Source organism: Corynebacterium sp. UBA4397 (assembly GCF_002390965.1).
In the GTDB taxonomy this organism is placed as follows: Bacteria; Actinomycetota; Actinomycetes; order Mycobacteriales; family Mycobacteriaceae; genus Corynebacterium; species Corynebacterium flavescens.
This window is the reverse complement of the sequence record NZ_DGRD01000025.1, coordinates 17,600-43,624: the sequence shown is the minus strand read 5'-3', so window position 1 is coordinate 43,624 and position 26,025 is coordinate 17,600. Positions and strand designations below refer to the sequence as shown.

25 protein-coding genes are annotated in these 26,025 nt (G+C 61.9%); 16 read left to right on the top strand and 9 right to left on the bottom strand.

The features are described from left to right. Window positions 1-91: 91 nt before the first annotated feature. Together B2696_RS05490 and B2696_RS05485 are read left to right on the top strand one after the other, a co-directional pair. Complete coding sequence (locus B2696_RS05490; protein ID WP_075728876.1) at window positions 92-580, top strand: ferritin; 489 nt, start codon at window positions 92-94, stop codon at window positions 578-580. Window positions 581-700: 120 nt separating this feature from the next. Then, window positions 701-1,294: an HAD-IA family hydrolase gene (locus B2696_RS05485; RefSeq protein WP_286954336.1), complete on the top strand. Its 594-nt coding sequence runs from the start codon at window positions 701-703 to the stop codon at window positions 1,292-1,294. A 26-nt stretch (window positions 1,295-1,320) separates the two neighbouring features. On the opposite strand, the gene B2696_RS05480 is transcribed toward B2696_RS05485, so the two are convergent. Beyond that, window positions 1,321-2,448 (bottom strand): ROK family transcriptional regulator, encoded by a 1,128-nt coding sequence (locus tag B2696_RS05480; protein ID WP_286954335.1) that lies wholly within the window; start codon window positions 2,446-2,448, stop codon window positions 1,321-1,323. 105 nt (window positions 2,449-2,553) lie between these two features. Next, window positions 2,554-3,306, bottom strand: coding sequence for an NAD-dependent deacylase (locus tag B2696_RS05475; protein WP_075728878.1), 753 nt, complete (start codon window positions 3,304-3,306; stop codon window positions 2,554-2,556). 82 nt (window positions 3,307-3,388) lie between these two features. Here B2696_RS05475 and B2696_RS05470 point away from each other — a divergent pair, with 82 nt between their 5' ends. After that, window positions 3,389-3,958, top strand: a complete 570-nt coding sequence (locus tag B2696_RS05470) for a TIGR00730 family Rossman fold protein (RefSeq protein WP_075730941.1) — start codon at window positions 3,389-3,391, stop codon at window positions 3,956-3,958. 69 nt (window positions 3,959-4,027) lie between these two features. Then, window positions 4,028-5,689 (top strand): DUF885 domain-containing protein, encoded by a 1,662-nt coding sequence (locus tag B2696_RS05465; protein WP_286954334.1) that lies wholly within the window; start codon window positions 4,028-4,030, stop codon window positions 5,687-5,689. Between the two features lie 17 nt (window positions 5,690-5,706). Here the strand turns inward: B2696_RS05465 and B2696_RS05460 are convergent, their stop codons facing one another. Further along, window positions 5,707-6,897 (bottom strand): AbrB family transcriptional regulator, encoded by a 1,191-nt coding sequence (locus B2696_RS05460; protein WP_286954333.1) that lies wholly within the window; start codon window positions 6,895-6,897, stop codon window positions 5,707-5,709. Between B2696_RS05460 and B2696_RS05455 the strand changes: the two genes are divergently transcribed. Further along, a complete protein-coding gene (locus B2696_RS05455; RefSeq protein ID WP_276623393.1) occupies window positions 6,896-7,666 on the top strand; it encodes a TSUP family transporter in 771 nt (256 codons plus the stop codon). The two genes, B2696_RS05460 and B2696_RS05455, sit on opposite strands and share 2 nt — an antisense overlap. Window positions 7,667-7,676: 10 nt before the next feature. Here B2696_RS05455 and B2696_RS05450 read toward each other — a convergent pair whose 3' ends face one another. Together B2696_RS05450 and B2696_RS05445 are read right to left on the bottom strand one after the other, a co-directional pair. Continuing rightward, window positions 7,677-9,974, bottom strand: coding sequence for an ATP-dependent RNA helicase (locus B2696_RS05450; RefSeq protein WP_286954332.1), 2,298 nt, complete (start codon window positions 9,972-9,974; stop codon window positions 7,677-7,679). 42 nt (window positions 9,975-10,016) lie between these two features. After that, complete coding sequence (locus B2696_RS05445; RefSeq protein ID WP_376778866.1) at window positions 10,017-10,682, bottom strand: sugar O-acetyltransferase; 666 nt, start codon at window positions 10,680-10,682, stop codon at window positions 10,017-10,019. Between the two features lie 52 nt (window positions 10,683-10,734). Between B2696_RS05445 and B2696_RS05440 the strand changes: the two genes are divergently transcribed. From B2696_RS05440 to B2696_RS05430, 3 genes are all read left to right on the top strand, one after another. Next, window positions 10,735-11,427, top strand: coding sequence for an alpha-ketoglutarate-dependent dioxygenase AlkB family protein (locus tag B2696_RS05440; protein WP_075728884.1), 693 nt, complete (start codon window positions 10,735-10,737; stop codon window positions 11,425-11,427). A 98-nt stretch (window positions 11,428-11,525) separates the two neighbouring features. Beyond that, window positions 11,526-12,071, top strand: coding sequence for an NADPH-dependent FMN reductase (locus B2696_RS05435; RefSeq protein WP_075728885.1), 546 nt, complete (start codon window positions 11,526-11,528; stop codon window positions 12,069-12,071). A 91-nt stretch (window positions 12,072-12,162) separates the two neighbouring features. After that, window positions 12,163-12,876, top strand: coding sequence for an SDR family oxidoreductase (locus B2696_RS05430; RefSeq protein WP_075728886.1), 714 nt, complete (start codon window positions 12,163-12,165; stop codon window positions 12,874-12,876). 64 nt (window positions 12,877-12,940) lie between these two features. Here B2696_RS05430 and B2696_RS05425 read toward each other — a convergent pair whose 3' ends face one another. Both B2696_RS05425 and betT read right to left on the bottom strand, forming a co-directional pair. Then, the gene (locus B2696_RS05425) at window positions 12,941-14,530 is read right to left on the bottom strand and encodes an aldehyde dehydrogenase family protein (protein WP_376752375.1); all 1,590 of its coding nucleotides are present in this window, start codon (window positions 14,528-14,530) and stop codon (window positions 12,941-12,943) included. A 96-nt stretch (window positions 14,531-14,626) separates the two neighbouring features. After that, a complete protein-coding gene (betT, locus tag B2696_RS05420) occupies window positions 14,627-16,924 on the bottom strand; it encodes a choline BCCT transporter BetT (protein ID WP_286954330.1) in 2,298 nt (765 codons plus the stop codon). A gap of 411 nt (window positions 16,925-17,335) precedes the next feature. Here betT and betA point away from each other — a divergent pair, with 411 nt between their 5' ends. The 7 genes from betA to B2696_RS05385 all read left to right on the top strand — a co-directional run bounded on the left by betA (window position 17,336) and on the right by B2696_RS05385 (window position 22,501). Continuing rightward, window positions 17,336-19,099, top strand: coding sequence for a choline dehydrogenase (betA, locus tag B2696_RS05415; RefSeq protein ID WP_286954353.1), 1,764 nt, complete (start codon window positions 17,336-17,338; stop codon window positions 19,097-19,099). A 122-nt stretch (window positions 19,100-19,221) separates the two neighbouring features. Then, window positions 19,222-19,575 (top strand): DUF2218 domain-containing protein, encoded by a 354-nt coding sequence (locus tag B2696_RS05410; RefSeq protein WP_286954329.1) that lies wholly within the window; start codon window positions 19,222-19,224, stop codon window positions 19,573-19,575. Between the two features lie 9 nt (window positions 19,576-19,584). Next, a complete protein-coding gene (locus B2696_RS05405; protein ID WP_286954328.1) occupies window positions 19,585-19,914 on the top strand; it encodes a YbjQ family protein in 330 nt (109 codons plus the stop codon). Window positions 19,915-19,916: 2 nt separating this feature from the next. Next, complete coding sequence (locus B2696_RS05400; RefSeq protein ID WP_286954327.1) at window positions 19,917-20,969, top strand: alpha/beta hydrolase family esterase; 1,053 nt, start codon at window positions 19,917-19,919, stop codon at window positions 20,967-20,969. A gap of 56 nt (window positions 20,970-21,025) precedes the next feature. Further along, window positions 21,026-21,313 (top strand): RNA-binding S4 domain-containing protein, encoded by a 288-nt coding sequence (locus tag B2696_RS05395; protein WP_075728891.1) that lies wholly within the window; start codon window positions 21,026-21,028, stop codon window positions 21,311-21,313. Then, window positions 21,314-22,168, top strand: a complete 855-nt coding sequence (locus tag B2696_RS05390) for a VOC family protein (RefSeq protein ID WP_286954326.1) — start codon at window positions 21,314-21,316, stop codon at window positions 22,166-22,168. Further along, a complete protein-coding gene (locus B2696_RS05385) occupies window positions 22,169-22,501 on the top strand; it encodes an MGMT family protein (RefSeq protein WP_075728893.1) in 333 nt (110 codons plus the stop codon). Window positions 22,502-22,513: 12 nt separating this feature from the next. On the opposite strand, the gene B2696_RS05380 is transcribed toward B2696_RS05385, so the two are convergent. Further along, window positions 22,514-23,365: a PrsW family intramembrane metalloprotease gene (locus B2696_RS05380; protein WP_286954325.1), complete on the bottom strand. Its 852-nt coding sequence runs from the start codon at window positions 23,363-23,365 to the stop codon at window positions 22,514-22,516. Beyond that, entirely contained in the window at window positions 23,366-24,022 is a 657-nt protein-coding gene (locus tag B2696_RS05375; RefSeq protein WP_286954324.1) for a hypothetical protein, read from the bottom strand. Between the two features lie 42 nt (window positions 24,023-24,064). Here B2696_RS05375 and B2696_RS05370 point away from each other — a divergent pair, with 42 nt between their 5' ends. Continuing rightward, a complete protein-coding gene (locus tag B2696_RS05370; RefSeq protein WP_286954323.1) occupies window positions 24,065-25,999 on the top strand; it encodes a M13 family metallopeptidase in 1,935 nt (644 codons plus the stop codon). Window positions 26,000-26,025 lie beyond the last annotated feature (26 nt).

Below are 26,025 nucleotides of genomic sequence, written 5' to 3'. Positions count from 1 at the left end.
GGTTAAGCAAGCCTCGCTAGCGTGTGCCAAATAATTCTGTAAAGTAAATAGCAGTTGTTAATAAATCACTCGCACAGAGAGGTATTTTCTTATGAACGAGAAGCTACAGACCCTTCTAAATACTCAGGTCATCAACGAGCACGGCGCTGCTCTTGTCTACACCCAGCTCGCTTACGAGATGGATGATCTTTCTTTCCCCGGTATGCGTGACTGGTTCTACGCACAGGCCGAGGAGGAGCGCACTCACGCGCAGAAGCTGGCTGATCACCTGCTTGACCGCGGCTACCGCGTAGAGCTCGGTGACATTCCGGTGCCCTCCATCAAGGCTGCCACCCCGCTGGATGCCTTCGAGGCTGCTTATGCTCACGAGCAGAAGGTCTCCGGTCAGATTCGGGAGATCGCCCGCCTGGCTGATGAGGTGCAGGATCTCGATTCCCGCGCGCTGGTCAACTGGTTCCTCAACGAGCAGATCGAGGAAGAGGACACCGTTTCTGAGATCATTGACCAGATCAAGCTCGTCGGCAATGACGGCTCTGGTCTGCTGCGCATCGATGCTCGTCTCGGTTCCCGTGACAACTAAGAGCTAGACGCCGAGTGGGCTAAGCACTAAGCCATAGTTCTTTCATCTCCCACCTCGCCCCACTTCGGGCAGGTGGGAGATTTTTCTGGCTCTTGCCGCGCCCGCGGCTAAACTAGTTTCATGGCGCAACTTCTATTCGATATGTATGGCGTGCTCATGCGCCCTGCAACGGTGCAGTCGCGGGAGCAGCTAGAGAGCTTTATCGCCCCACCCTCACCGGCGAAGTTTTGGGAAGCCTACGAGGAATTGCGCCCAGCCTATGACGTGGGTGAGCTCAGTGACACCCACTATTGGGAGCAGGTAGCGGCCCTAGCAGGAATCGCCGAATGTAACGTTGCCGGCGCGGTGGAGATTGATAGCAGCGCTCTCGTGGAATCGGATCCGGAGATAGTGGAGTTGGTTCTGCAGCTCATTGCCCGGGAACATGCGGTGGGCATTCTCTCCAATGTCCCGGCCACGGCTGCCGAGTTGGTGCGCGCGAAGCATCCATGGCTGGAGGAGTGCGCGGCGGTGGTTTTTAGCTGTGATATCGGCGTCTCCAAGCCGGATCCGGAGGCCTACGCCGTGGCTATTGATGCCCTGGGGGGCGGAAAAGCTACCTACTTTTTCGATGATTGCGCCGATAACGTCACTGCAGCCACCAAGGCTGGCCTGCGCGCGCATCTTTTTACTGGGGTGAATGCGCTGCGCGGGGTCCTAGCGGACGTCTCCTAGCCTCCTAAGCTGGGGAAACCCGCTGCTTAGACGTGGGAGGTGGCCAGCTCCAGCGGGGTGCGTAGGAGCGGGTCGAGGGCCACGGCGCGGGCGATGGCGCGCACTACTTCCTCATGGGAGGGGATCATGCGCAGCTTGACGGAGCGGCCGACGGATTCGCGGACGGCGGCGGCGAAGAGCTGGGGGGCTGCCGGATCGTCCAAGAAGGCACCGCCGGAGATGACTGCAGCCCCGGGTCGATGCGAGGAGATGAGCCGAGAGGTAATGGCGCCGAGTTGGCGGACGCGCTCGTCGAGGATGTTACGTGCTGCGGGGGAGTGCTCCGCGAGCGTGACTGCCTCGGGGAGGGAAGAGGCGCTTAAACCATGGCCTGCGAGTTCGCGGAGCACGGCTGCAGTGGTGAGCAGATCCTCAGATGCCCCGGAGCCAAAAACTGCAGAATCTGTGCTCGGAAGTGGGATAACTTGGCTGACTTCATCGCCCGCAGAGTAGGCGGCGCCGATGGAATCGTCAGCAAAGAGGGTCAAGACCTTTTCCTCGCTGCCGAATTCGGCGGCTTGGGTTTCGGAACCCAGAATCGCAGGGATGGCGGAGGACACCACGACCGGCACACCGAATTGGTAGTCAAGGCGTGCGGCGATGTCTACTCCTTCCCATCCCAAGTTGGATGCGGTGACGAGGCCTTGGGAATCGACGGTGCCCGAGGTGGTAATTCCCACCGATACCAGTGGGCGCTCTAGCCCCGTCATCAGGCGGTTGACCCCGGCCAGGATGTGTTCGATGAAGTCATCCTCGCTCAGTTTTGCCACAGGGGTGGCGAATTCGCCGTTCTTGATGGTGCGGCCGAGGACGTCGTAAAGCCCAATGAAGGTCACGGACGTGCCCACAGCAATGCCTGCGAGCACCCAATCATTGTCCGCTGCTTCAAGCGGCACGGTGGGGCGGCCACGCCCGCGTGATTGGGTGAACTCGTTACGTTGCCGGATGAGGCCGGCTTTGATGAGGGCCGCGGTGGCGCGGGTGATGGTGGGCTGAGATAAACCGGTGGCCGCTACCAACTCGCTGCGGGTGATGATGGGGTTGTGCCGGATTAAATGCAGGCACTTGGCCGCAGGTGTTCGGGGGCGTGTGAATACCGGGCCAGGTTTGATCATGCAAAGGAGTATAAACTCGATAGACTGCATTGTCTAATGGGTGATACCAGTTATAGACCGCATGGTATGCACGTGGTCTGCGGTGTTGCTCCTGCGCTGCCTGGGCTAATGTGTATCCCGTTCTGTGGCAAGCTGGGGCAAGGCTCGCGCGGCAGTGCTTTTCCATAACACGCTGGCCAGAGGGCTCAACTCCGTTTCCTGGGGGGAAATCTCCACGATGGGCACGCCCGCCTCTTCGGCCAGGAAGGGCAGCTGCGCCGCCGGGTAGACCACGCCGGAGGTACCCACGATAAGGAGGAGATCGCAGAGAGAAATCTCCTCCTCCGCCATCTCCCATTCGCGCTGGGGTAGGGCCTCACCAAACCACACCACGCCGGGGCGGATGAGACCCCCGCAGGCCGGGCAAAGGGGTGGAACCTCGGTCTCCACGTCCCCAGAAAAAGCCCGCGCGCACTCCGCGCAGCGAAACTCAAAGAGGGAACCGTGCAGATGAACAACGGATGTGGCGCCGCCGCGCTCGTGGAGATTATCAATATTCTGGGTAACAACCTGGGCTTTGTTGCCCCAGGCGCCAATGGCCAGGTGCCCCGCGTTGGGCTCGGCTTGAGCTGCTTGGCGACGACGCTTGTGGTACCACCGCCACATCGGCTCTGGGTCGCGCTCCCAGGCGTCAATGGAGGCCATGTCCAGTGGATCCACCCCTTCCCACAGCCCGCTGTCCGCGTCGCGGTAGGTATTCAACCCCGACTCGGCCGACATCCCGGCACCGCTGAATACCACGACGTGCTGCGCTGATGCGAAGATCTCGCGGGCGCGCGCGGCCGCTGGGCCGGAGGATTGGTGTGTGCTGTGCTTCATAATTAATGAGTGGATGCGGTGGACTTCACCCTATTCCTTGTTCACCACGACTCTAGCTCACTGGAGTCTTATGCTGAAGGGCATGAAATCTGTTGCTGTGTATTGCGGTTCGGCGTTGGGTAATTGCGAAGAATACGTCGACGCGGCGCGGCAACTGGGGTCCGAGCTGGCGGCGCGGGGCATCAACCTGGTCTACGGTGGCGGCAATATTGGGCTTATGGGGGTCATTGCGGACTCCTGTCTGGCGGCCGGGGGAACTGTGACGGGTGTGATCCCCGAGCAGCTGGTAGACCTTGAGCTCTCCCACCCCGGTCTCAGCAGCCTCGAGGTGGTCCCCACCATGGCCGAGCGCAAGACGCGGATGGAGGAACTCGCGGACGCATTTGTGTGTCTACCAGGCGGAGTTGGCACCCTGGAAGAATTGGCGGAGGTGCTCACCATGCAGCAGCTGGGCACCATCGCCGGGCCGGTGGGCCTGGTCGATGTGGGGGGCTTCTGGCAGTCCTTTTTAGAGATGTACGCGGGTATGGCGCGCGCCGGGTTCGTGCAACAACGCTTCGTGGAAGCTATCGTGTTAGACAGTTCACCAGCCACAGTGCTCGATAAATTCGCTGGTTGGAGGCACCCCGGCAATAAGTGGGACAACAATTAGTTAACAAGCTGGCAACAGACCGGGCTGGGGCTGGCACCGAGATACGTTTGGTGGTTAGACTTCACCCTCATGAGTTCAGAGCAAAATGCGAAGCGTCAGCCCTCTCTCCTCGATGCTTCCTGCGACAACTTTGTCCATGATCTGGCAGAGTTGAGCCCCACCGAGGCCACCGCCTGGGGCATCCGCGGCTACGAGGGTGAGTTGCAGGACTTTTCCCCCGCCTACTTCGAGGAGGTCGCCGACCGCACCCGGGAGATGATGGCGGACCTCGACGCACTCGATGACACGACCGATGAGTCCGATGATGAGGATGACTTCGACGACGTCGACTACATCACCGCCGCAGTCCTGCGTGACCGCCTGTGTCTCGAGCTAGACCTTCACCACCACGGCGAGGACATCCGCTCTCTCAATAATATTGCCTCGCCCGTGCAGACCATCCGCGATTCCCTGCTGCTCATGCCGCAGGAGACGGATGAGGACCACGAGGCCATCCGCTCCCGCCTCTCCAAGGTCGGAACGGCGCTCCACGGCTACCGCGATTCCCTGGTCGAGGCCGCCTCGCGCGGCATGATTCCCCCGCAGCGCCAGATCTCCGAGGTCATCGTGCAATGCGAGCGCCTAGCAGACGCCGATTCCATGCTCGATGGCCTAGGCGTCCACGGCAGCGAGATCGACTCCGCCAAGACCGCCTTCGGCGACTTCTCCGATTGGCTCTCCAACGAGCTCCAGCCCCAGTCCTCCACGGAGGACGCCGTGGGCCGCGAGCGCTATGAGCGCTTCTCCCGGCTCTTCGTCGGGGACACGGTAAACCTCGATGAGGCCTATGAGTGGGGCCTACAGCGCTTGCAGGAAATCCGCGTTGAACAAGAGGCCATTGCCCACCAGCTTTATGGCTCGGAGTGCAGCACCCGTGCGGCCATGCGTAACCTCAATCAAGAGGAGCGCTACCAGCTGCGCGGTACCGAGGCCTTGGTGAAGTGGATGCAGGAAACTGCCGATAACGTCATCACCGAGCTCAACGGCTCCGCCTTCGATATCCCGGAGGAGATCCTGGACATCGAATGCTGCATCGATCCAGCTGGCACCGGCGGCATCTTCTACACGCCACCGGCCGATGACTTCTCCCGGCCGGGCCGTATGTGGTGGTCTGTGCCCGCAGGCCAAGACCTCTTCCACACCTGGCAGGAACTGACCACCGTCCACCACGAGGGCGTACCCGGACACCACCTGCAGATCGGCACCGCACTCGTCCAAGAAGATCTCAACCTGTGGCGCCGCGCGGTGACGTGGAACTCCGGGCACGGCGAGGGCTGGGCGCTCTACGCCGAGCAGCTCATGGCGGACATGGGCTACCTCGAGGACCCCGGCTTCCGCATGGGATTGCTCGACTCGCAGCGCCTGCGTGCCGCCCGCGTTGTGGTCGACATCGGACTGCACTTGGGCAAGAAGCTGCCGGATGCCAATAGCTCCGGCAAGTGGGATAAATCCCACGTCAAGACCTTCATGCGGGAGAACACCGCCATGGATGATGCCAACCTCAACTTCGAGGTCACCCGCTACCTGGGATGGCCGGGCCAAGCCCCCTCCTATGCCCTCGGCGAGCGCCTGTGGCAGAACACCCGGGACTCCGCCGTGGCCCAGGGCATGGAGGTCAAGGACTTCCATTCGCAGGCCCTAGCCCTAGGCTCTGTGCCCATGTCTATCCTGCGCGACATCATCCTCAACTAGCGCGAAAACATGCTCAGCTAGTCTGCGCCTTCAGTAGCGCCACTGCCACCGTTTCCGCCCCTGCGCCGGCGGAAGCGGTCGTAGAGGGAAATAAGCTTCGGCAAGTAGCCGGCAATGCCAAGGACCAAGAGCAGCCGGATTATCTGCAGCGCCACCACAGCCGGGCCTGCCCCACCCTCTGAGGACAAGGCCAGCACCGTCTCGAGCGCGCCGGGACTCGTGGCCAGGTAGGCCTCGAAGTAGGAGATGCCCATGATCCACACCAGGGGCACTGCCGATGCCGCGCAGACGCCGATGACCAGCACGATGTAGAGGATCGTGGCCGGAAGCTGTTTGCTAAAGCTCTTGAGGGCCTGCATGGAAAGCCCGCCGCCGCACACCCAGCCGATGCTCAAGAAGGCCAGGATCCTGAAAGGCTCGATGGGCTGCATCGTCATATCCGGGGGCAAGAATGCGGAGATTATCACCGTGAGCAGCAGTGGGCCCATGACCGTTGCCACCGGCAAGTGGATGCGTTTGCCCAGTGGCTCTCCCACTAGCGCCACCAGCAGGACAATGAGAACCATCCACCAGTGCGGGTCGGCGTCGGCAGCCTTGAGGTGCTCCCCGCCGCTAGGAGTGGACATAAAGCTGACCACCATGGGCAGGCTGATGGAGACCGCCAGCAGACGCAAGTACTGCGTGAGCGCCACGTAGCGATAGTCCGCGCCAAGCTCATCTGCCAACACCGGCATCATCGACGCCCCGCCGGGCAGCATGGACAAGATGCCCGTCTCCCGCCCCACCGCCCGTGGTTGCGCGCGGTGTAAGAGCACGCCGCCACCAATGCCGACGAGGATGGTGATCAAGGCGATGGCTATGCCGATGGGGAGGTAGCCAAGCAAAGAGCTTATCGACATCGTGGTGAGCGGAAGCGCAGCCAGGATGCCGATGAAGCCGCGACTTAAAGAGTAGACGTGCTTGTTGACGGGCACCTCGTGGTGAGTAACCAGCGCCACGCCCGCCGAGACCACAATTGCAGCTATAATCCACGCTGCCGGCACTCCCCAGCGATCAAAGAGCCATCCCAACAAGACCGATACCGGTACAACGAAGGCCCAGCGCAACGCCAGGCTCCTATCAAAGGGGCGCCGATGCGATTCTTCTGCCAAACCAATCTCCCAACTAATACCGTTGCCGAGTCTAACGCGGTTTAAGATGTCACCCATGGAATTAGAGCTAGGGCAGTGGGCCATTTTGCTCATTGGGGCCGCCGGTGCCGGTTGGATCGATGCGCTCATCGGCGGCGGGGGACTCATCTTGGTTCCTCTTATCATGGCGGTGCTGCCCGGTCTGCCGCCGGCGGCAGCGCTCGCCACCAACAAGCTGGCTGCGGTCTCCGGAACTGCCTCTGCCGCCTTTACCCTGGTGCGCAAGGTTCGCCCTCCGGCGGGCGAACTCATCCGCTATGTCCTCGTGGCTCTCCTCTGCGCCGGGCTGGGCGCGAGCGTGGCGGCCAGCCTCGACAAGGACATCATGCGCCCGCTCATCATCATGCTCATGGTGGCGGTGGGTATCTTCGTGGCCTTCAAGCCCAGCTTTGGTACCACCCGCTCGGAGGGACTGCGCGGGGGATGGCGCACCTGGGCTGCGCTGGCAGCCGTGGCGGTGGTCTCCTTCTACGACGGCATCTTCGGACCCGGTACCGGGATGTTCCTCATCATGGCCTTCACCTTTGTCTTTCAACAGAACTTCCTGAAATCGGCGGCCATGGCAAAGGTAGTCAATACCGCCACCAACCTCGGCGCCTTGGCCGTGTTCATCGCGGGAGGACATGTGTGGTGGTTGCTAGGCATCACACTGGCCATTGCCAATATTATTGGGGCACAGCTGGGGGCTCGCACCGTCCTCAACGGCGGAACCAAGCTCATCCGCTACGCACTGTTGGCGTTGGTGGTGGTGATGAGCGTGTATCTTTCCATCCAGCAGTGGGGATAGGAGAGACCGGCTAATGCCGGTGCTGCCTATTCTTGGTGCGCGCGGTGGCCTGCGCGCTGCGCGGGTCCTCGGGCCACGGGTGCTTGGGGTAGCGCCCGCGCATCTCGGAGCGGACCCCGGCGTAGGGGCCATCCCAGAAGCTGGCGAGATCGTCGGTGACTGCCAGCGGCCGCCCAGCGGGGGAGAGCAGGTGGAATTGCACCCGCTGCCCGCAGTATTCGGGCGAGGAAGCAAGGCCGAAGCACTCCTGTAGCTTGACGCTGACGACGGGGCGATCCCCGGACCAATCAATGGCGGCACTGCGCCCCGAGGGGACCGGCAGGCGGGTGGGGGCTAGCTCGTCGAGGCGAGTGGCTTCCGGCCAGGGCAACAGGCGTTGCAGGGCGGGGTAGAGGTCGATCTTCTTGGCCAGGGTGCCGCGCGCTATCTGGTTGAGCTCCGGGCCCAGCCACTGAGAAGGATCGGACTTAGCGACGTCCGGCCAAGGCGCACCGTAGTAGTTGTGCAGGTGGCGCAAGCGATCCCGCAAGGCGCGGGCTTTCTCGCTGAAGTGGAAGAGCCCCAGGCCTTCTTCCCGGATGCCGGCGGCGAGAGCAGCAGTCGCAGCCGCGCCGCTTATCTGGACCGGGGTGGAGGAAAGCTCGATGGCACCTGCCCGGCGGATCTTGCGCCCGCGCACCTTGCCGCCCTCTAGAGTGGCTGTGACCTCTTCGCTCACGCCGATAGCCGTCAGCGCGGCAGCTTCATCGATGCGCGCGGCGGCGCGGATGATGGCGTTTCCCGCGTTGGACAAAGATACCTCCGCTATCGCCAGCCACGGGGCGCCGGTGAGCCCCGAGGCGTCGAGAAGCTTGGCCCTGGTGCCACTGGCCAGCAGGTACTCTGTGCCCTCCCGGCCGACCTGCCTGGCCACCTGGCTGGGAAAAGCGGCGGCGACCACTGACCCGGGATCCGCTGGTCCCTTGTCCTCCACCAGGCGGGAGAGGCGCTCGACCTCGCGGCGTGGCGGGTGGGCGCGGGTGATGTCTCCACGCGGAGTGTCCCCCAGCGCAGCCACCGTCGCCGCCGCGCGGGAACCGTACTTGAGCAGCGCCGCCCCCAGGCGTGGATCCGTGGGCAAAAGCACCAGGCGCTGAGCGGTCTTGCCCTGCGCCCCAATCTCTTGCAGAGTTTGTTGGGCCTGCTCTAGTGCGGGTGCTGGTGGTGTATCAAGCAGCGGAAAATCCGGGCCCGCGCCCCAGCACTCGAGGAAGAGTGCCGCCGAGGTGAGATCGGCGCTTAAGATCTCCGGGGTGATATGCGGGCTAAAGTGCTGGTAGTCCTCGGCGGAATAGCAGCGCACCACGGTGCCCGGAGCCTCACGCCCGGCGCGACCGGCGCGCTGGTCGGCACTCGACTTTGAGGTGGAGACTGTCACCAGGCCTGACATACCGCGTTGGGCGTCGCGCCGGGGAACCCGCGATAGTCCAGCGTCAACCACCGTGCGAATGCCGGGCACGGTCAGGGAGGACTCGGCGATGGAGGTTGCAACGACGATGCGCCGGGCGTCGGTGTAGAGCGCCGCATCCTGTTCGGCGGAGGTCTGCTGGCCGTGCAGGGGGAAGACTGGTGCCTCGCTTTGTTCGGAGAGAGCCGAACAAACCAGGTTGACCTCGCGGACGCCGGGGACGAAGACCAAAGTGGATTCGGATTGCCGGGCGGCGATGCGCGCCACGCCGCGGTAGAACTCGGGACTTCCCGCAGCGCGCCCGGGCACAGGGGAATAGGTGACGTCGAGGGGATAGGTCACGGCCTCGGTGCGGTGAATGGGCGCGTCCATGAGCTGCGAGAAGCGTTGCGCATCCACCGTCGCCGACATGGCGATGACGCGGAAATCATCGCGCAGTTGGGCAAGCTCCAGGCACATGCCCAGCACCAAGTCGGTGTCGAGCTGACGCTCGTGGACCTCGTCGATGGCCACGGCGGAGACTCCCTCGAGCTCCGGGTCACGCAGCAACCTCCGCAGGAGCACGCCAGGGGTGAGAAACTCCACGGATTCGCCGTGGCGCGATTCCCCGCGAATGGCAAAGCCCACTTCCCCCGGCTGCCCCGACAGGGAGCGTAGCCGGTGTGCCGCCGCGCGCACTGCCACGCGGCGAGGCGCAGTTACCAGCACTTTGCCGGTGGATTGATTGGCCAGCGCGGGCGGGACCAGCGTGGTCTTGCCTGTGCCAGGCGGAGCCTGGACAACGACGTTGCCGGTAGTGGGCAGGGAGCCGATGGTCGCGGCGATGGGCAGGCCGGCGCCGATGCTGTCTAAGTCAAACATGATATGAGGGCAATACTAAGCGTTGCTTATTTTCGGTGCCTATTACTGCGCGGCGAATCCCTCCACCGGACCATCGAGGTCCGTGCGCTCTAGCCCTGAGCCAGGGCGGGAGGGCTCGCCGCCTGCCGTATCTTCGATGTCCAGTGTGCGCACCACGCGTCCCGGGACCCCGAGTACGAGGCTTTTATCCGGCACGTCGCGAGTGATGAGGCTGCCTGCGCCGAGCACGCAATCATCTCCGATGGTGACGCCGGGCAATACCGTGACCCCCGTTCCGAACCAGCAATTGGAGCCTACCGTGATGGGTCGGGCGATTTCCCAGCCCCCGCGGCGCATCTCATGGTCGGCGATGGGGTGGCCCACGGTGATGAAGGAGCAATTCGGCCCCACCATTGTGTGATCCCCGAGGGTAACTGGTGCTTGGGCCAATATGGTGGCCCCAAAGTTGATGAAGACGTTCTTGCCGAGGCGCAGGTTGGCCCCGAACTCGAGGTTGAGTGGGGTATGGAGACCGGGAATCTCGGAGCCTTCCGGCAGTAGTTCACGCAGGAGCTCCGTGCGACGCTCCTTATCGGTATTGCCCAGATCATTGAGTTTCTTGACCAAGAGCAAGGTGCGTTGCTGCTCATCATCTGTCTCCGGCATCCCGGGCAGGAACCACTGCTCGCTTGTCATTCTGCGCCAGGTTCCGTAGCTTCCTAAATCCATAGTGGACATTGTATGTTGTTGTTGTGCCGTCCCGTCCGAGTACGGTGGACACATGCTTTTTGATTCGCTTCCGCGGCCATCGGTGCAGGTAGCGCCGGGGGTGGCGCATATCCCGAATTGGCTAGACACTGCCAAGCAGCGCGAATTGCTAGAGGAGTTCCGAGAGATTGCGTGGCGCTATGCGGGAAGCCCCATGGCGATGGTGCGCCCGAAGCTACAGTCGGGGCAGATGAGCGTCCATCAGCTGCACCTGGGCAGATTCTGGGACTACGCCAGCCATCGCTACGTGGATGTCATGTCTGGTACGCGGGTGCCGGCGATGTCGCAGGCCTTGCGTGATATTGCTGCTCCTGCCCTGCACGCGGCTGCCGCTGTTGCAGAGGATCTAGCGCCGTGGGCGGATTCCTATAGCCCGGAGGCCGCTCTCATTAACTACTATCCGCCGGGGGCATCGATGGGCATGCACGTTGATGCCTTCGAGGAATCTGCCGCACCGGTGATTTCCTTATCCATTGGTGATGAGGCCCTGTTCCGGATTGGCGGGAGCCAAAATCGCAATAAGCCCTGGGATGAGGTGACGCTGTGCTCGGGGGATCTCATTGTCTTTGGCGGGCCGAAGCGCTATGCCTATCACGGGATCGTGCGTCTCAATGAGCACACATTGCCCGCGGATTGTGGCTTGCGTGAGGGGAGGATAAATATCACGATTCGCCAGGTCAGTGACGGTAATAAACTTAAAGGGTGAATTAAGAAGGGGCTGATGAGGTGCTGCAGGCGGCGAAGAGTTGGAGTAGAATTCGATGTTGATCAATCAACAAGGATTAATCGAGAGGATGTTTCATAATGGCAAAAGTTGGTATTATTCTCGGCTCCACCCGTGAGAACCGCGCGGGCGAGGCCATTGCAAAGTGGGTCGCAGACCTAGCGGAGGGCCGCGAGGCCGGAGTCGAGTTCGAGCTCATCGATCTCAAGGCTTTCAACGTTCCGATTCTCAACTCCCCAGTTGTGCCCATGGCCGCCAACAAGAGCTATGACGATCCCAACGTTCAGGCGTGGTCGAAGGCCATCGATTCCTGCGACGGCTTTGTCTTTGTCACCCCGGAGTACAACCACTCCGTCCCTGGCCCGTTCAAGAATGCCTTCGACTCCCTAGGTTCTGAGTGGGTAGGCAAGACCGTCGCCTTCATTGGCTACGGTTTCTCCGGTGGCGTCCGCGCGGTTGAGGCATGGCGCCTGGCAGTAGCCAACCTTTCGATGAAGCAGCTGCGCAACCAGGTGGAGATTTCCCTCATCACCGATATGCGTGATGATGTATTCACCCCGGCTGACTTCAAGGAAGGCCTCGTGGAGAATCTCCTCTCTGAGGTCGAGGACGCCGTCCAGGCTTAATCCACCACAGTAAGGCCACTGCAGAATTTGCAGTGGCCTTAAATCGTTTTTCTTTCCCCGCGGCGGGGAGCCAAGGGCTAACATCGCCACTATGAGCGATAAAAAAGTAGCAGTAGTAACCGGAGCATCCTCTGGAATCGGCGCGGCCTCGGCGCGTGCCTTGGCCGCCGATGGCTGGCACGTCGTGGTGGGGGCACGGCGGCTGGAGCGCCTCGAGGCCCTCGCGGCGGAAATCGGCGCCGAGGCCTATGCGCTGGATGTGACCTCGGATGAATCGGTGGCGGAGTTCGTTTCTCATCTGGACCGCGTGGATCTTTTGGTCAATAACGCGGGCGGCGCAAAAGGCATGGAGCCCCTCGTGGATACGTCCATCGATGATTGGCGCTGGATGTACGAGGTCAATGCGCTCGGCACAGTCCGCATGATCCAAGCGCTCATGCCCAAGCTGGAGGCCGCCCCGGATAAGTCCGGCCTCATCATCAACATGGGCTCTATCGCCGGCTGGGCACCCTATGCTGGCGGCTCTGGTTACAACGCCGCGAAGCATGCGGTGCGGGTTATCTCCCGCGTGCTGCGCCTAGAAGAGCACGATGTCCGCGTCACGGAGCTTGACCCGGGCCGCGTGGCCACCGAGGAGTTTTCCCTCAACCGTTTCGGCGGGGATGCCGAGCGCGCCGCCGAGGTCTATAAAGGCGAGGTCAACCTCGTGGCCGAGGATATCGCAGAGGCCGTGCGCTGGGTGGCTTCCCTGCCCGCGCGCACGAACATCGACACCATGACTATCAAGCCGCGCACGCAGAGCTAGTCCACCCAGGGTTAGTCCANNCATACAGAGCTAGTGCAAGCAACCGGCGCCAGCGTGCGCCGGGTTAGTCCTTCATCCCGAACTGATTCCAGGCTGCGGGCTGCAGGTTCTGGTAGACGTGCTTGTGCTCCTGATACTCCGCCAGCCCGGTGGGCCCGAGCTCTCGGCCGTTGCCGGATTGCTTGTATCCGCCCCACTCGGCCTGCGGCAGGTAGGGGTGGAAGTCATTGATCCAAATGGTGCCGTGACGCAGCGCCCGCGCCATGCGCTCGGCCTTGCTGGCATCGCTCGTCCATACCGCTCCGGCCAGGCCGTACTCGGTGTCGTTGGCAATAGCGACGGCTTCGGACTCCGTGGAAAAAGTCTCCACCGTAACCACGGGGCCAAAGGCCTCATCGTGGACGCAGTCCATGTCCCTCGAAGCGCCGTCGATAATCGTGGGGAGGTAGAAGATACCCGCGCCGAGATCGCTGTGCCCTGTGCCGTGCGGCCCGGTGGTATCGGCGGAGGTGGCGGCGCGCCCACCGGTGAGGATCTCCGCCCCTTGCTCGCGGGCCTTGTCCACGTAGGCCGCGACCTTCTCCCGCTGTGCCTGCGTGATGAGCGGACCCGCCTCGGCCATATCATCGCTGGGTCCGCCGAGTTTGATGCGCTGGGTACGTGCGACGATCGCGGCGATGAACTCATCGTGCAGAGATTCCTCGACGATGATGCGGGAACCTGCAGAGCAGACCTGGCCGGAGTGGAAGAATGCGCCGTTGAGCGCGTTATCGACAGCAACCTCGAAGTTGGCATCAGCGAAGATGACGTTCGGGTTCTTGCCGCCGAGTTCCAGGGCCGTGCGCTTGACGGTCTCCGCCGCATTGCGGGCGATGATCTTGCCGGTGGCCAGGCCACCGGTGAAGGAGACCATGTCGACGTCGGGGTGCTGGGATAGGGGGTTGCCGCAGCGCGCCCCTGCACCCGTAATCAGGTTGGCCACGCCCTTTGGTAGACCGGCGTCCTGCAGGGCATACATCAACAACATCGCGGTATGCGGGGTTAGCTCCGCCTGCTTGAGCACGAAAGAGTTGCCGGCGGCCAGGGCCGGGGCTACCTTCCAGGAAACCTGCAGAAGCGGGTAATTCCAGGGCGTAATGAGCCCGCAGACACCAATGGGCTCAGCGTCGATGCGCGAGCGCAGGTTCGGGTCCCCGGGATCGACCACACGGCCGGCTTGGTGGGAGGCCAACGTGCCGAAGTAATCGAAGGCGCCGGCGATATCATCCATATCCGTCAGCGATTCCGCGTAGCGCTTGCCGGTATCGGCAGACTCGGCACTGGCAAAGAGCTCCTTGTTGACGCGGATGAAGGCGGCCACTGCCATGAGCAGCTTGCCGCGCTCGATGGCCGGTGTGGTGGCCCACTCCCCGGAATCAAAGGACTCCCGCGCCGCCGCGATGGCGCGCAGAGTATCGGCCTCGCTGGCCTCCGAGACCACGCCGACGGTGCTGCCATCAGCTGGGCATGTAATGGTGCGGGTCTCGCCGTCGGCGGCGGCCTCCCACTCCCCGTTGATAAACAGCGAACGCGGGGCTGGACCGGCGTGCACATCGTGGAGGAACTCGGTGGTGGTGGGGTCAAAGAGCGTGTTGTGGTTGTCTGGGGTGCTCAAGAAGTAGCTTGCCTTTCTGTTTAAGTAAACGAACGTGAAGCGGTGACACGGTGGCGCAGTGCCACCGCGAAACGGTGATGTCCTCTGTGCGCCAGCCTAGCTATCCTCGCGCCAGGTGCGCTCGGGCTCGGCGCCGTCTGAAACGTCTGAGTCGCCGGGCTGGGTTTGCTGCATGTAGAGGAATGCCAGGTGGCGCTCGTAGAGGTCGAGGACGTTGTTGATGATCTGATTCTCGGAATAGCCATAGACGTCATAGCCCAGTGAGCCGGTGAGATCGTAGACCTCGAGGCGGTAGTACTCCGCCTCCTCACCCTCACTAAAGTCTGGGCGCTCGGCGGCGACGGGGAAGAGCTGGTAGCGGAACTTTCGCTCGTGCTCCAGGGTCACCTGCAGGTCAAGCTGTGGGAGCTTGAGATCTGGCAGTTCGCTGGTCAAGAGGATGGCATCGTAGCCGCGAGCGCGCATCTGCACCGCGACCTTTTCCAGGGCAAAGGTGGCTGTATGCCGCAGGTAGTCATCCATCTTTTGCCTATCCGGGTAGGCGTTGACGCGGTCGAGGCGCAGCTTCCAGCGCTCCCCGGATTCCGGTGCCAGTTCCGTGCGCCCGGAGATTGCTCCGTGCAGCGCCGTCTGCCGCGCGGCCCGCTGGATGGTCTCCAGACGCAGGGACTTCCACAGCGAGTACATGATGAGGTAGATCACGATGGCGAAGGGCAGGCCCATGACCACGGTTGCTGATTGCACGGTGGCGATGCCATCTATCTGCAGCAGCGCGAGGGTTAAGGCGCCGACGGTCACGGACCAGAACACGCGCATCCAGCGCGGCCCATCCTGGCGGCTATCGGTGATCTTCGAGGTGAAGTTGGACATGACCAGCGCGCCGGAATCCGCGGAGGTGATGTAGAGCAAAAGCCCGATGAAGGTGGTGATCAAAATGACGATGCCAGAGCCCGGGAACTGGGCCAGCATATCGTAGAAGCCCTGTTCAGGATTGTTTATCGCCGCTTCGGCGAAGTCAGAGTAATCGCCCGAGCGCACCATATCGAGGGCCGTGTTGCCGAAGAAAGACATCCACATCAAGATGAACAAGAAAGGGAAGGTCAGGGTGCCGAGGATGAATTGGCGCAGGGTGCGCCCACGAGAGATGCGCGCCAGGAACAATCCAACAAAGGTGGCCCAAGCGATCCACCAGGCCCAGAAGAACAGGGTCCAGGATTGCATCCATTCGGCGGTGGAGGCGCGGTCATCGGCGAAGGCGAAGGTTTCCATGGTCCACGAGGGGAATTTGGAGATGTAGTCGCCCACGTTGGTGGTAATCGCATCGAAGAGGTAAGCGGTCTTGCCCACGACGACGATGTAGATCATCAAGGCCAGCGCCAGATACACGTTGAGCTCGGAGAGAAAACGGATGCCCTTGTCGACGCCGGATACGGCGGAGAGGGTGGCAATGAGAATGGCGATGACAATGAGTGCGGACTGCAGCCCGATACCCTGCTCGACCCCGAAGATGAGGTGGAAGCCATAGGAGAGCTGCACCACGCCAATGCCTAGCGAGGCGGTTACGCCGAAGACCGTTCCCAGCATTGCGGCGACGTCGACCGCGTCCCCCACGGGGCCGTGGATGCGCTTGCCAATGAGGGGGTAGAGCGCCGAGCGAATGGCCAGGGGCATGTTGAGGCGATAAGCAAAGTAACCAAAGGCCACACCCATGAGTGCATAGAGCGCCCAGCCGGTTAGCCCGTAGTGGAACATAGCCCACACGACGGCCTCTTTGGCGGCCTCCATTGTCTCGCCTTCACCAACAGGTGGGGACATATACATGGTGACGGGCTCGGCCACGGCGAAGAACATGAGGTCAACGCCGATGCCGGCGGCGAAGAGCATCGATGCCCAGGAGAAGGTGTTGAACTTGGGGCGGGAATGATCGGGCCCCAAGCGGATATTGCCCACGTTGGAGAAAGCGATGTAGAGGACGAATACCACGGCGATGGTGGCGGTGAGAACGTAGAACCAGCCAAGGTTGGTGCCAATCCAGCCCGTGACGTTGGCCAACGTATTTGCAGCGGACTCGCGCCCTAGCCCTGCGTAGAGGACAAGGGCGATGATGAGCGCGCCGGAGATGGCGAAAACCGGCCAATTGGGCTTGGGGGCGGGCACGGTGTCCGCGCCGACTTCTGGTCCGGTCTCTGCCTTGAAGCTGCCCACGAGTGCGTGGACCTGATAGCTGGGGCGCCGCCGCGACTTCTTCTGGGCAGGAGCCGCCGTGGCTGCAGCGCCTGCAGCTCCTCCGGTGCCAACTTCGCCTGCGTCACCTGCAGCGCCAGCATTACCCCGTTGTGGGGGTGTGGGAGCGGGGTCGGGCCCTTCCCTGTCGTGCGGGTCAAAGTTCGCCATCACTTACTCCTCGTTGCGTCTATGAAAGATGAGAAAATCCTTGCGGGCGCGGGCGGCAATTTCCTGCCTCACAGGGGGAGAAGCCCTCCGTGTGATGCAAATTACTGCGGGGTTGAGTATGCGGAATCTCCGCGTCCGGCGGGGCCATAATTCCAACCCCCAGGCATTCCAAACATACCTTAATGAGGGCAAATTGCGAATGAAATCTGTATGCTGGGTCAATGCCGGACGTGGCACCTAGACAATAAAATACGGATAAGTGAATAGTATTTACATTTCCACGCACGCGTAGGCGCGGCTGGAATATGAATTGAGTCATAGAAACGGAGTTTGTATATGGGAAAACTGGACGCATTGACCGCAATAATCGGGCAGAAACTCGCCCCCAAAAACCTCCGCAGCGCCTTCGGCATGAAAGCCGCTAAGGCCACGAAGGCCAAGCACGTCACTGATGAAGTCTGCGACGTAGTTGTCGTCGGCGGCGGCTCCGCAGGTTCCGTTGTGGCGGCGCGCCTGAGCGAGGACCCGCACACTCGCGTGCTCGTCCTTGAGGCCGGTCGGCCCGATTCACTCTGGGATCTCTTCGTCCACATGCCCTCTGCATTCTCCTTTCCCATCGGTGCCAAGAACTACGACTGGCAATATGAATCCGAGGCCGAACCGGAGATGAATAACCGCCGGATCTACCATGCCCGCGGCAAGCTGCTGGGAGGGTCCTCCTCCGTCAACGGCATGATCTTCCAACGTGGAAACCCCCTGGACTACGAAAAGTGGGCTCAGAATCCAGGCATGGAGAACTGGGATTTTGCCCACTGCCTGCCCTATTTCAACCGCATGGAGACCGCGGCCGCTGCTGAGGATGACGATCCCCGCCGCGGGCATTCCGGGCCGCTTTACCTTTCCCGCGGCCCAGCCACCAGCCCGCTCTTTCAGGCGCTGTTCCGCTCCGTTCAGGAGGCCGGATATGAACTGACCAATGACGTCAACGGCTACCGCCAAGAGGGCTTTGCACCCTTCGATCGCAATATCAAGCACGGCCGGCGCTGGTCCGCAGCCCGGGCGTATCTGCACCCCAACTTGGGCCGCGACAACTTAGAGATCCGTACTCGCGCGCTGAGCACGAGGATTCTTTTCAAAGGCCAGCGCGCCGTCGGCGTGGAGTATGAATGGCAGGGTGGGTTCCACCGCGTCTATGCGGAAAAGATCGTGCTCTCCGCCGGTGCCATCAACACGCCGCAGCTCTTGCAGGTTTCCGGCGTGGGTGATGAGGCGCTGCTGCGTAAGTATGGAATCGACGTGGTTAAGAACCTGCCGGGCGTGGGCGAGAACCTCCAGGATCACCTCGAGGTCTATATCCAATACGAGACCACCAAGTCCACCGACTCCTCCCAGCCCTACCTGGATAAGTGGCGCTGGCCGGCAATGGGCCTGCAGTGGCTTTTGACCAAGAAGGGCCCCGTGGCCACCTCGCACTTTGAGGGCGGCGGCTTCGTGCGCTCCAATGACAAGGAGGCCTATCCCAACCTGATGTTCCACTTCCTGCCCATGGCCGTGCGCTATGACGGGCAGAAAGCGGACGTCAAGCATGGTTTCCAGTGGCATGTCGGCCCGATGTTTTCTGATACCAAGGGGCACGTGCGCATCAAGAGCGCGGATATTCACGTTAAGCCGGAGATTATCTTCAACTACCTCAGCACCGATCAGGATCGTCGCGAGTGGGTCGAGGCAGTCCGCGTCGCGCGCTCCTTGCTCGATACCGCTGCTATGGATGCCGTAGGTGCGCGAGAGATTAGCCCCGGCCCGCAGGTGCAAAGCGATGAGGAGATCCTCGAGTGGGTGCGCAAAGACGGGGAGACCGCGCTGCACCCTTCCTGCACCACCAAGATGGGCTCTGTCGAGGATCCAATGGCTGTTGTCGATCCGGAGACCATGCAGGTCTGGGGTATTGAAGGCCTCTATATTGCGGATGCCGGCGTGTTCCCCAGCGTGACCAATGGAAACATCTATGCCCCGACCATGATGGTGGGGGAGAAGGCCGCCGATCTCATCGCGGGGCGCTCTCCGCTGCCCCCGCTTGGCGATGTCGCCTTCTACCGCGCCGGCCAAAACATGCCCTTGTATGCAGAGGGTGAGGCCGTGCGCGATCACACGCAGGCGACCAAGGGTGCTCACTAGGCCGCGCACGGCACCGGCACGGCGCCAATGCGGCACTGGAGCGACACTGGCAGGCAGTGCACATGAGCGGCACCTAACTTGGCTGAGGGCACAGTTCTTTAAGTTTGGGTAGACTACCCGCCATGACCAAATCTATTGCGCATGTTTCCACCGAACGCCCAGGCCGCTACGGCAAGCAGCTGGCCTCCCATTTCTCAGCCAAGATTGAGGCTTGGTGGGACGCTGATTCGGCGACCGGACACTGCGTCTTCGACCGCGAAGGTGCGCGTGGCACCCTCGACTTGGCGGTGGAGCCGGGCGCCTTGGTGCTCGACATCGATGCGGCTGAAGAAGATCTGGATGGCTTAGAAAACGTCGTCGCCAGGCACTTGGTGGGCTTTGGAAAGAAGGACGGCCTCAAGGTCGCCTTCGTGCGCGAGGACGGAAGCGCGGGCCTAAGCTTTGCTCCGGAGGATCTTCCGGCCAAGCGTGGGTAGTCTGGTCTCATGATTTTTACCACCACCAATAACGTTGACGGACACGAGATTACCCAGTACCTCCGCGTCGTAGCGGGTGAGACTGTTACCGGAATCAACTTCCTGAAGGATCTAGGAGCTTCTCTGCGCAATTTCACCGGCGGACGCTCCGCAGGTTACGAGGAGGAGGCCGTCAAGGCCCGCGAGGCCGCGCTCAACGAGCTGTGGAACCGCGGTCAGGAACTCGGCGCAGACGCCGTCGTGGGCATCTCCTTCGATTACTCGCCCATGGGTCAGACCAATGACATGCTCATGGTGACCGCAACGGGCACCGCCGTTAAGCTTCGGCCTATTCAATAGACATGAAGCTCACTCGGGGGAGGACAGCGCACGCAAGGCCCACGCTTATTCTCGCACGGCCTTCGCTTATTATTGTGCTGATAGTGCTGGTGGCGGCCGCACTCATTGCTGCCACCGTCTATGCCGGTGCGGGAAAGCGGGTGGATGAACCTGCCTATGGCTCCTTCCCGCCGGCCAGAGCGCAAGAGGTAGCCGCAAACAAGTACCCGCCTAGCTCAGGCAGCACCAAGACGGGGCACTACGAGGAAGTCGGCCTGCCTAGTGGTCGCTCCTTCATCATTCACGTGCCTGATAGCTATCAGCCTTCGCATCCGCTGCCCGTGGTGTTGGCGCTGCACGGATACAAGGGCAATGCCGCCTCGATGCTGCTTGATACCAAACTTTATGAGGCCGATGCACTCACCGTTTTTAGTACCGGCAAAGGCAAGGCGTGGGCGCCCGCGCCCTATGCGCGCACCTCGGTGGATGAGGATCTGGCCTATATCGACGCGATCTTGAGCTATACCCGCGCCGTCTATGCCACCGATGGGCGCTTCTTTGCCGCCGGGTTCTCCAACGGTGGCGGGCTCATTCACGTGCTCGCCTGCCAGAGGTCCGCGGAGTTCTCCGGCCTGGCAGCCATCTCGGCCGCCAACTACGATGCCGTTAACGATGACTGTGAGCGTGGGCCCATTCCCTACCTCGATATTCACGGTACGGCTGATGTGGTGATGCACTATGACGGCGGCAGCGCGCATGGCAAGCACTACGAATCCGTGGCGCAGGACATGGAGCAGATAGCCAAGCACAATGGCTGCAACCCCTTCCCCGAAAGGCAGCGTAACGGCGCTAGCAGTGCCAACAGTGTGAACAGCCCCATAGCCACCGGAGCAGTCAAGAAGTATCGCTGGCACGCGTGCGATGCTCCCACCGAGCACTATGAGGTGGTAGGCGGCACGCACACGTGGAACGGCAGTCTCTCGGACAGCCGTGGGCTTGTGCCCCAAAAGTGGGCCACAAGTACCGTCCTCGATTTCTTCGGGATTGCCCGCAGCGCACCTTTGCAGGGCACCTGATCCCCTCATCCACCCACTCGCGCGGGTAAAAAGCGTAGCTCGGTAAGGTAGTGGCCATGTTAGAAGTCTCAATAGCTGGTGATTCCATCAAGCTAGGCCAGTTCATCAAATTGGCCTCCCTCGTCGCCACGGGCGGCGAGGCCAAAGAGTTCATCGCCCAAGGCGTAGTCACCGTCAACGGTGATGCCCAAACCCATCGCGGCGCGCTCGTGCACCCGGGCGATATCGTCTGCATCGAGGATGCCTGCGCCAAGGTCGTCAATGCCGCGGCGGAGGATGAGGATTACTTCGACGAGGCCACCGCCGATGATGATTTTGACCCAGAAAAGTGGAGGAATATCTAAATGCCCGCATTCCAGGCCGAGGTCGGCATGCCCTATTGGATCGATTTGGCCACCTCCGATCCCCGCAAGTCCACCCGCTTTTATGACGAAGTCCTGGGCTGGGAGGTCTCCGGCGAGGAGTACCGCCTAGCCCGCGTGCAGGGCCTGCCGGTCGCGGGTTTCATCCCGCAGCCGGCGGAGGCCGCGCGCCCAGATACCTGGATCACCTATTTCTTGAGCGCGGACATCGACACCGATTGCGCCCGTGCCCGGGAACTAGGCGGGCGCGTCCTCTCACCGGCACAGTCCGTCGAGTTGGGGGACATGGCCCTGCTTGTCGATGTCGCGGGGGGCATGTTCGGCCTCATCCAACCGCGCGGCGCCGAGCACTTCGTCGCTGCAGGCGAGCCCGGGCTGCCCGTGTGGCACGAGCTGAGCGCCACCGCGAACTTTCGTGGCGTCCTCGATTTCTATGGCGAGCTTTTCAATTGGGACATCCGCGCCCTTTCCGCGAACACGGAACAAAGCAGCTCAGAACAAAGCAGCTCAGGGCAGTCCTCTGCCGAGCACATCGAGTATGCCACGGCTGAGGAAGAGGGCGCTCCCTTCGCCGGCTTCTGGAATGCCGAGGGTGCATTTCCCCCCCAGGTGCCCAGCTTCTGGCAGACCTATCTCGGCGTGCGCAGCATCGAGGCGGCGGCCGCGGCCGCAGTAAGCCTCGGCGGCGAGGTCATCCGCCCTGCGTGGGACTCGCCCTTCGGGCGCCTGTGCCTGCTGGCGGATTCCACCGGAGCCACGATCACCCTCGCTGAGGTAGAAGATGCCCCGCAGGAGGAGCCGCGCGAATCCGATAATCTGCTCAACCTCGATCTGTAGATGACGCCCGCCCAGCCACAGCCACCTGCACACAAGCGTATTGCCGCCGTTCTCTCAGTGGTGCGCGTCATTCCGGTGGGAAACGTCGCCACCTATGGCGAGGTGGGCAAGGTAGCTGGCTGCGGCGCGCGCTACGTGGGCTGGGTACTTGGCCACCACACTGGTGATGCGCCGTGGTGGCGAGTGGTCAACGCCCAAGGAAAAACCCACGCCCCCGCGCGAGTCACCGCGCTGTGGGAAGAAGAGGGGATTGCGTACCGCGGCGAACGCGCTGACCTGTCTCGCCACGGCCTGGATACCGAGGAACTGCGGGAGATGCAGAGGCGCGGCTAAGCCGTCGCTCAATCAAACTACAGTGCGCAGGCTCTCCGTCCCTGGAGAGTAGCTATAGCTTGAGTCCTGTTTGGCCAGGCGGTTTCCGCGGATAATGAGATAGATGCTCAGTGGGTAAAGAACCAGCGCCACCAGCACCGCCTTGATGACGAGAAGCACCTCGCTTGAGAAGGTGTAGTTCCACGCGAAGTGGAGGGCAAAAGCCAAGAAGAGGAATCCAAAGATCATGGCTAAGCGCCACCGCAGGGGGCGATAAGCAGCAAAGATTGCCCAGCCGATTCCCCATCCGGCCAGGCCGGTGAGGAATACATGCAGGCCCGGCCCGGCGATGAGGCGAATGCCCCAGGTCTGCCACAAGCCGATCCAATCGGAGGCCGGGTGCATGACGCCACCGGTGATTCCATACATGATGTTTTCTAAGGCCTCGAAGCCCATCCCTATGGTTGCTCCCACCACCCAGCCATGCCATGGCCGGTTGAGCTGGCGGAAGGCCAAAAGCACGAAGAATACTCCGGAGGCTTTGGCGATCTCCTCCGGATAAGCACCAGCCCAGGACATCAGCGAATCTTCCCAGCCCGAAGCGGTGGCCAAGGTGAGAACCGAGCCCGAGGAAAGCAAGGCCAAGCCTACTGCCGTGCCGCTTCCCCACAACAAAGACATGGCGACCCAGCCTGTGGCGGGACGCGCCCACATGGGACTAAGCCGCATGAGAAAGAGGAATACCGCGATGAAGAAGGCGGCCAGAATCAGACTCGGCACCACGAGCGCGGGGGCGACGAAAAGAAAGCTCGCAATATTGAGCAGGAGAGCTAAGCAGCCGAGTACGACACATACCCACAGGGCGATTCGGAATAGCTTATTCACTTAGACATCCTCCGTTTGCAGCAGGGAATCCGAGTCAGGTGCGGGCAACTGGCCGTTGAAGGGCGCCTCGATATCCCCAGTGAAGCCTGCGGGTAACTCTGCGGAGCCAAAGGCATTCCACAGGCGCTGACTGATGCGCTCGATATCTCCCAGCATCTGTCCGTCGACGGTGACCGTGGCTGCCATGGGGTCTGGGCCAATGAGCAACAAGTAGTCATCATTGGCTGAATCGCCCTCGCCGGCGCGAGATAGTGCGGCGGTGGCAGTGGGTTCGTCGAAAAGCAGGTGCCCACCATCCGGGGAATAAACCTGCGCGGTGGACACGGATCCGAAGCCATAGCCGCGGATGGCGCGCCGCAATGCCAGCTCTTCCGAGTCGGCATCTACGCCCTGCTGGAGGACGGCCTGCACGGTAATCTTCCCGCAATTCCAGGCCAAAGTCGCCATGGTGTCACTATTAGGAGTGCAATAGAGATCCGGAACGGGCACTTCCCACTTGCTGCCGGGGGCGGCGAGGGTGACCTTCTCGAGCTGGGGCTGCGGCAGAGTCATGTTGGCGTTGACCAAGGCTGGCAGTGCGAGGACCGCCAAGACACAGCCCGAGACCGCGAGAAAGGTTCCCCGCTGAGTCGGTGGTGGGAAGCGATAAAAAGCCATAGCTCATACCTTAACTGCAAGCTTTAGCCTAGAGTGGCTGGCATGAAAGATCTTTATCAATTTGTCAATGGCCCCTGGATTAAGGCCCACGTTATCCCTGATGACCGCGGTATCGACGGCACTTTTCACGCCCTGCGCGATGAGGCCGAGGAACTTGTCCACGGCATCGTTCAGGAAGACTCGGGCCGCCCGGGAACCGTCTACCAATCCTTCATGGATACCGAGGGCGTCAACGCGGCGGGCCTAGCCCCGCTCGACGCCGATCTCGATCGCCTCGCCGCCTCTACTCCGGAAGAGTTGGCCTTTAACCTTGGCGCGCTGGAAAGGGAGGGCGTGGGTTCTCCGGTCACCTTCTGGGTGGAAAAGGACTCGGGCTCCGAAGAATCTCTGGCCTATATCCACCAATCAGGACTGGGCCTGCCCGATGAGGCTTATTATCGCGAGGAAGCCCACGCGGAAACCCTCGCTGCTTATCGCGAGCACGTCGCAGCAATGCTAGAGTTCGTGGATCCAGCACGGCTCTTTGGGCTTGGCGTGCAGGCTGCGGCCACCCGTATAGTCAACCTCGAAACCGAGCTCGCTGCCGGTCACTGGGACGTTGTGGCCGCCCGTGATGCCGTGAAGACCTATAACCTCAGCGAATTCGCTGAGCTCCCGGGCTTGGTGCAATCGATGCTGGCCGGCGGCGGTCTACCCAAGCACCGCGTGGTCAACATGATGCCTTCCTACCTTGAGCACCTAGCAGGACTTTTTAACTCCGAGCGCATGGCGGACTGGCAGCTGTGGGCCACCTGGCGCATCCTGCGCTCACGCGCGGCCTACCTGCCGGAAGAGGTCGGGGAAAAGAACTTTGAGTTCTACGGCACCCGCCTATCTGGTGCCACGGTGCAAAGGGATCGCTGGAAGCGGGCCCTCGCCCTGGCTGAAGGATTTGTGGGCCAAGAAACCGGCAAGGTCTTCGTGGAGAAGTACTTCCCGCCTTCATCCAAGGACGAGATGGACACCCTCGTGGATTACCTCATCGCAGCCTACCGCGAGCGCATCAGCACGCTGGAGTGGATGACTCCCGCCACCCGCGAGCGTGCGCTGGAAAAGCTCTCGCAGTTCAAGGCCAAGATCGGGTACCCGGAGAAGTGGCGCGATTACTCCGGCCTGGAGTTCTCACCCCGCGGTGCGGATCTGGTGGATAACGTGCGCACCGGTTGTGCATGGTCCCACGATTTCGAGCTTAACAAGATCGGCAAACCTGCCGACCGTGACGAGTGGTTTGCCACCCCGCAGACCGTCAACGCCTTCTATAACCCGGTGGTCAATGACATCACCTTCCCAGCCGCGATCCTGCGCCCGCCCTTCTTTAACCCAGAAGCCGACGCCGCAGAGAACTTCGGTGCCATCGGTGCCGTCATCGGCCACGAGATCGGGCACGGCTTCGATGATCAGGGCTCGCAGTATGACGGACACGGCAACCTCAACTCCTGGTGGACCGATGAAGACCGCGCTGCCTTTGAGAAGCTCACCGCCAAGCTCGTCGAGCAATTCAATGGTCAGGTGCCCACCGTCCTGCGCGACAAGGGCATCGAATCTACCGGGGTCAACGGCAAGTTCACCCTGGGGGAGAACATCGGTGACCTTGGCGGACTAGGGATCGCCGTGGTTGCTTACAAGAAGTACTGCGCGGATAACGGCATCGATCTCACCGGCGCGGAGGCTCCCTTCGTTACCGAGGGCGCCCAGCCGGAATTGGCGGCCCAGGAATGGAACGGCCTGCAGCGCTTCTTCCTCTCCTGGTCACGCGTATGGCGCACAGCCATCCGCCCGGAAATGGCTACGCAGTACCTAGCCATTGATCCTCACTCACCGGCCGAGTTCCGCTGCAATCTCATCGCCGGCAATGTCGCCGAGTTCTATCAGGCCTTCGACGTGTCACAAGATTCACCGATGTACATTGCGCCTGAGAACCGCGTGACCATCTGGTAGTTCCGGGAACGAGAGAAGCGGCGCGG

Bases quoted from the DNA above. Each gene is read 5' to 3' on its own strand.
- B2696_RS05490 (WP_075728876.1), top strand. From the start codon at position 92: ATGAACGAGAAGCTACAGACCCTTCTAAATACTCAGGTCATCAACGAG.
- B2696_RS05485 (WP_286954336.1), top strand. From the start codon at position 701: ATGGCGCAACTTCTATTCGATATGTATGGCGTGCTCATGCGCCCTGCA.
- B2696_RS05480 (WP_286954335.1), bottom strand. From the start codon at position 2,448: ATGATCAAACCTGGCCCGGTATTCACACGCCCCCGAACACCTGCGGCC.
- B2696_RS05475 (WP_075728878.1), bottom strand. From the start codon at position 3,306: ATGAAGCACAGCACACACCAATCCTCCGGCCCAGCGGCCGCGCGCGCC.
- B2696_RS05470 (WP_075730941.1), top strand. From the start codon at position 3,389: ATGAAATCTGTTGCTGTGTATTGCGGTTCGGCGTTGGGTAATTGCGAA.
- B2696_RS05465 (WP_286954334.1), top strand. From the start codon at position 4,028: ATGAGTTCAGAGCAAAATGCGAAGCGTCAGCCCTCTCTCCTCGATGCT.
- B2696_RS05455 (WP_276623393.1), top strand. From the start codon at position 6,896: ATGGAATTAGAGCTAGGGCAGTGGGCCATTTTGCTCATTGGGGCCGCC.
- B2696_RS05460 (WP_286954333.1), bottom strand. From the start codon at position 6,897: ATGGGTGACATCTTAAACCGCGTTAGACTCGGCAACGGTATTAGTTGG.
- B2696_RS05450 (WP_286954332.1), bottom strand. From the start codon at position 9,974: ATGTTTGACTTAGACAGCATCGGCGCCGGCCTGCCCATCGCCGCGACC.
- B2696_RS05445 (WP_376778866.1), bottom strand. From the start codon at position 10,682: ATGGATTTAGGAAGCTACGGAACCTGGCGCAGAATGACAAGCGAGCAG.
- B2696_RS05440 (WP_075728884.1), top strand. From the start codon at position 10,735: ATGCTTTTTGATTCGCTTCCGCGGCCATCGGTGCAGGTAGCGCCGGGG.
- B2696_RS05435 (WP_075728885.1), top strand. From the start codon at position 11,526: ATGGCAAAAGTTGGTATTATTCTCGGCTCCACCCGTGAGAACCGCGCG.
- B2696_RS05430 (WP_075728886.1), top strand. From the start codon at position 12,163: ATGAGCGATAAAAAAGTAGCAGTAGTAACCGGAGCATCCTCTGGAATC.
- betT (WP_286954330.1), bottom strand. From the start codon at position 16,924: ATGGCGAACTTTGACCCGCACGACAGGGAAGGGCCCGACCCCGCTCCC.
- betA (WP_286954353.1), top strand. From the start codon at position 17,336: ATGAAAGCCGCTAAGGCCACGAAGGCCAAGCACGTCACTGATGAAGTC.
- B2696_RS05410 (WP_286954329.1), top strand. From the start codon at position 19,222: ATGACCAAATCTATTGCGCATGTTTCCACCGAACGCCCAGGCCGCTAC.
- B2696_RS05405 (WP_286954328.1), top strand. From the start codon at position 19,585: ATGATTTTTACCACCACCAATAACGTTGACGGACACGAGATTACCCAG.
- B2696_RS05400 (WP_286954327.1), top strand. From the start codon at position 19,917: ATGAAGCTCACTCGGGGGAGGACAGCGCACGCAAGGCCCACGCTTATT.
- B2696_RS05395 (WP_075728891.1), top strand. From the start codon at position 21,026: ATGTTAGAAGTCTCAATAGCTGGTGATTCCATCAAGCTAGGCCAGTTC.
- B2696_RS05390 (WP_286954326.1), top strand. From the start codon at position 21,314: ATGCCCGCATTCCAGGCCGAGGTCGGCATGCCCTATTGGATCGATTTG.
- B2696_RS05385 (WP_075728893.1), top strand. From the start codon at position 22,169: ATGACGCCCGCCCAGCCACAGCCACCTGCACACAAGCGTATTGCCGCC.
- B2696_RS05375 (WP_286954324.1), bottom strand. From the start codon at position 24,022: ATGGCTTTTTATCGCTTCCCACCACCGACTCAGCGGGGAACCTTTCTC.
- B2696_RS05370 (WP_286954323.1), top strand. From the start codon at position 24,065: ATGAAAGATCTTTATCAATTTGTCAATGGCCCCTGGATTAAGGCCCAC.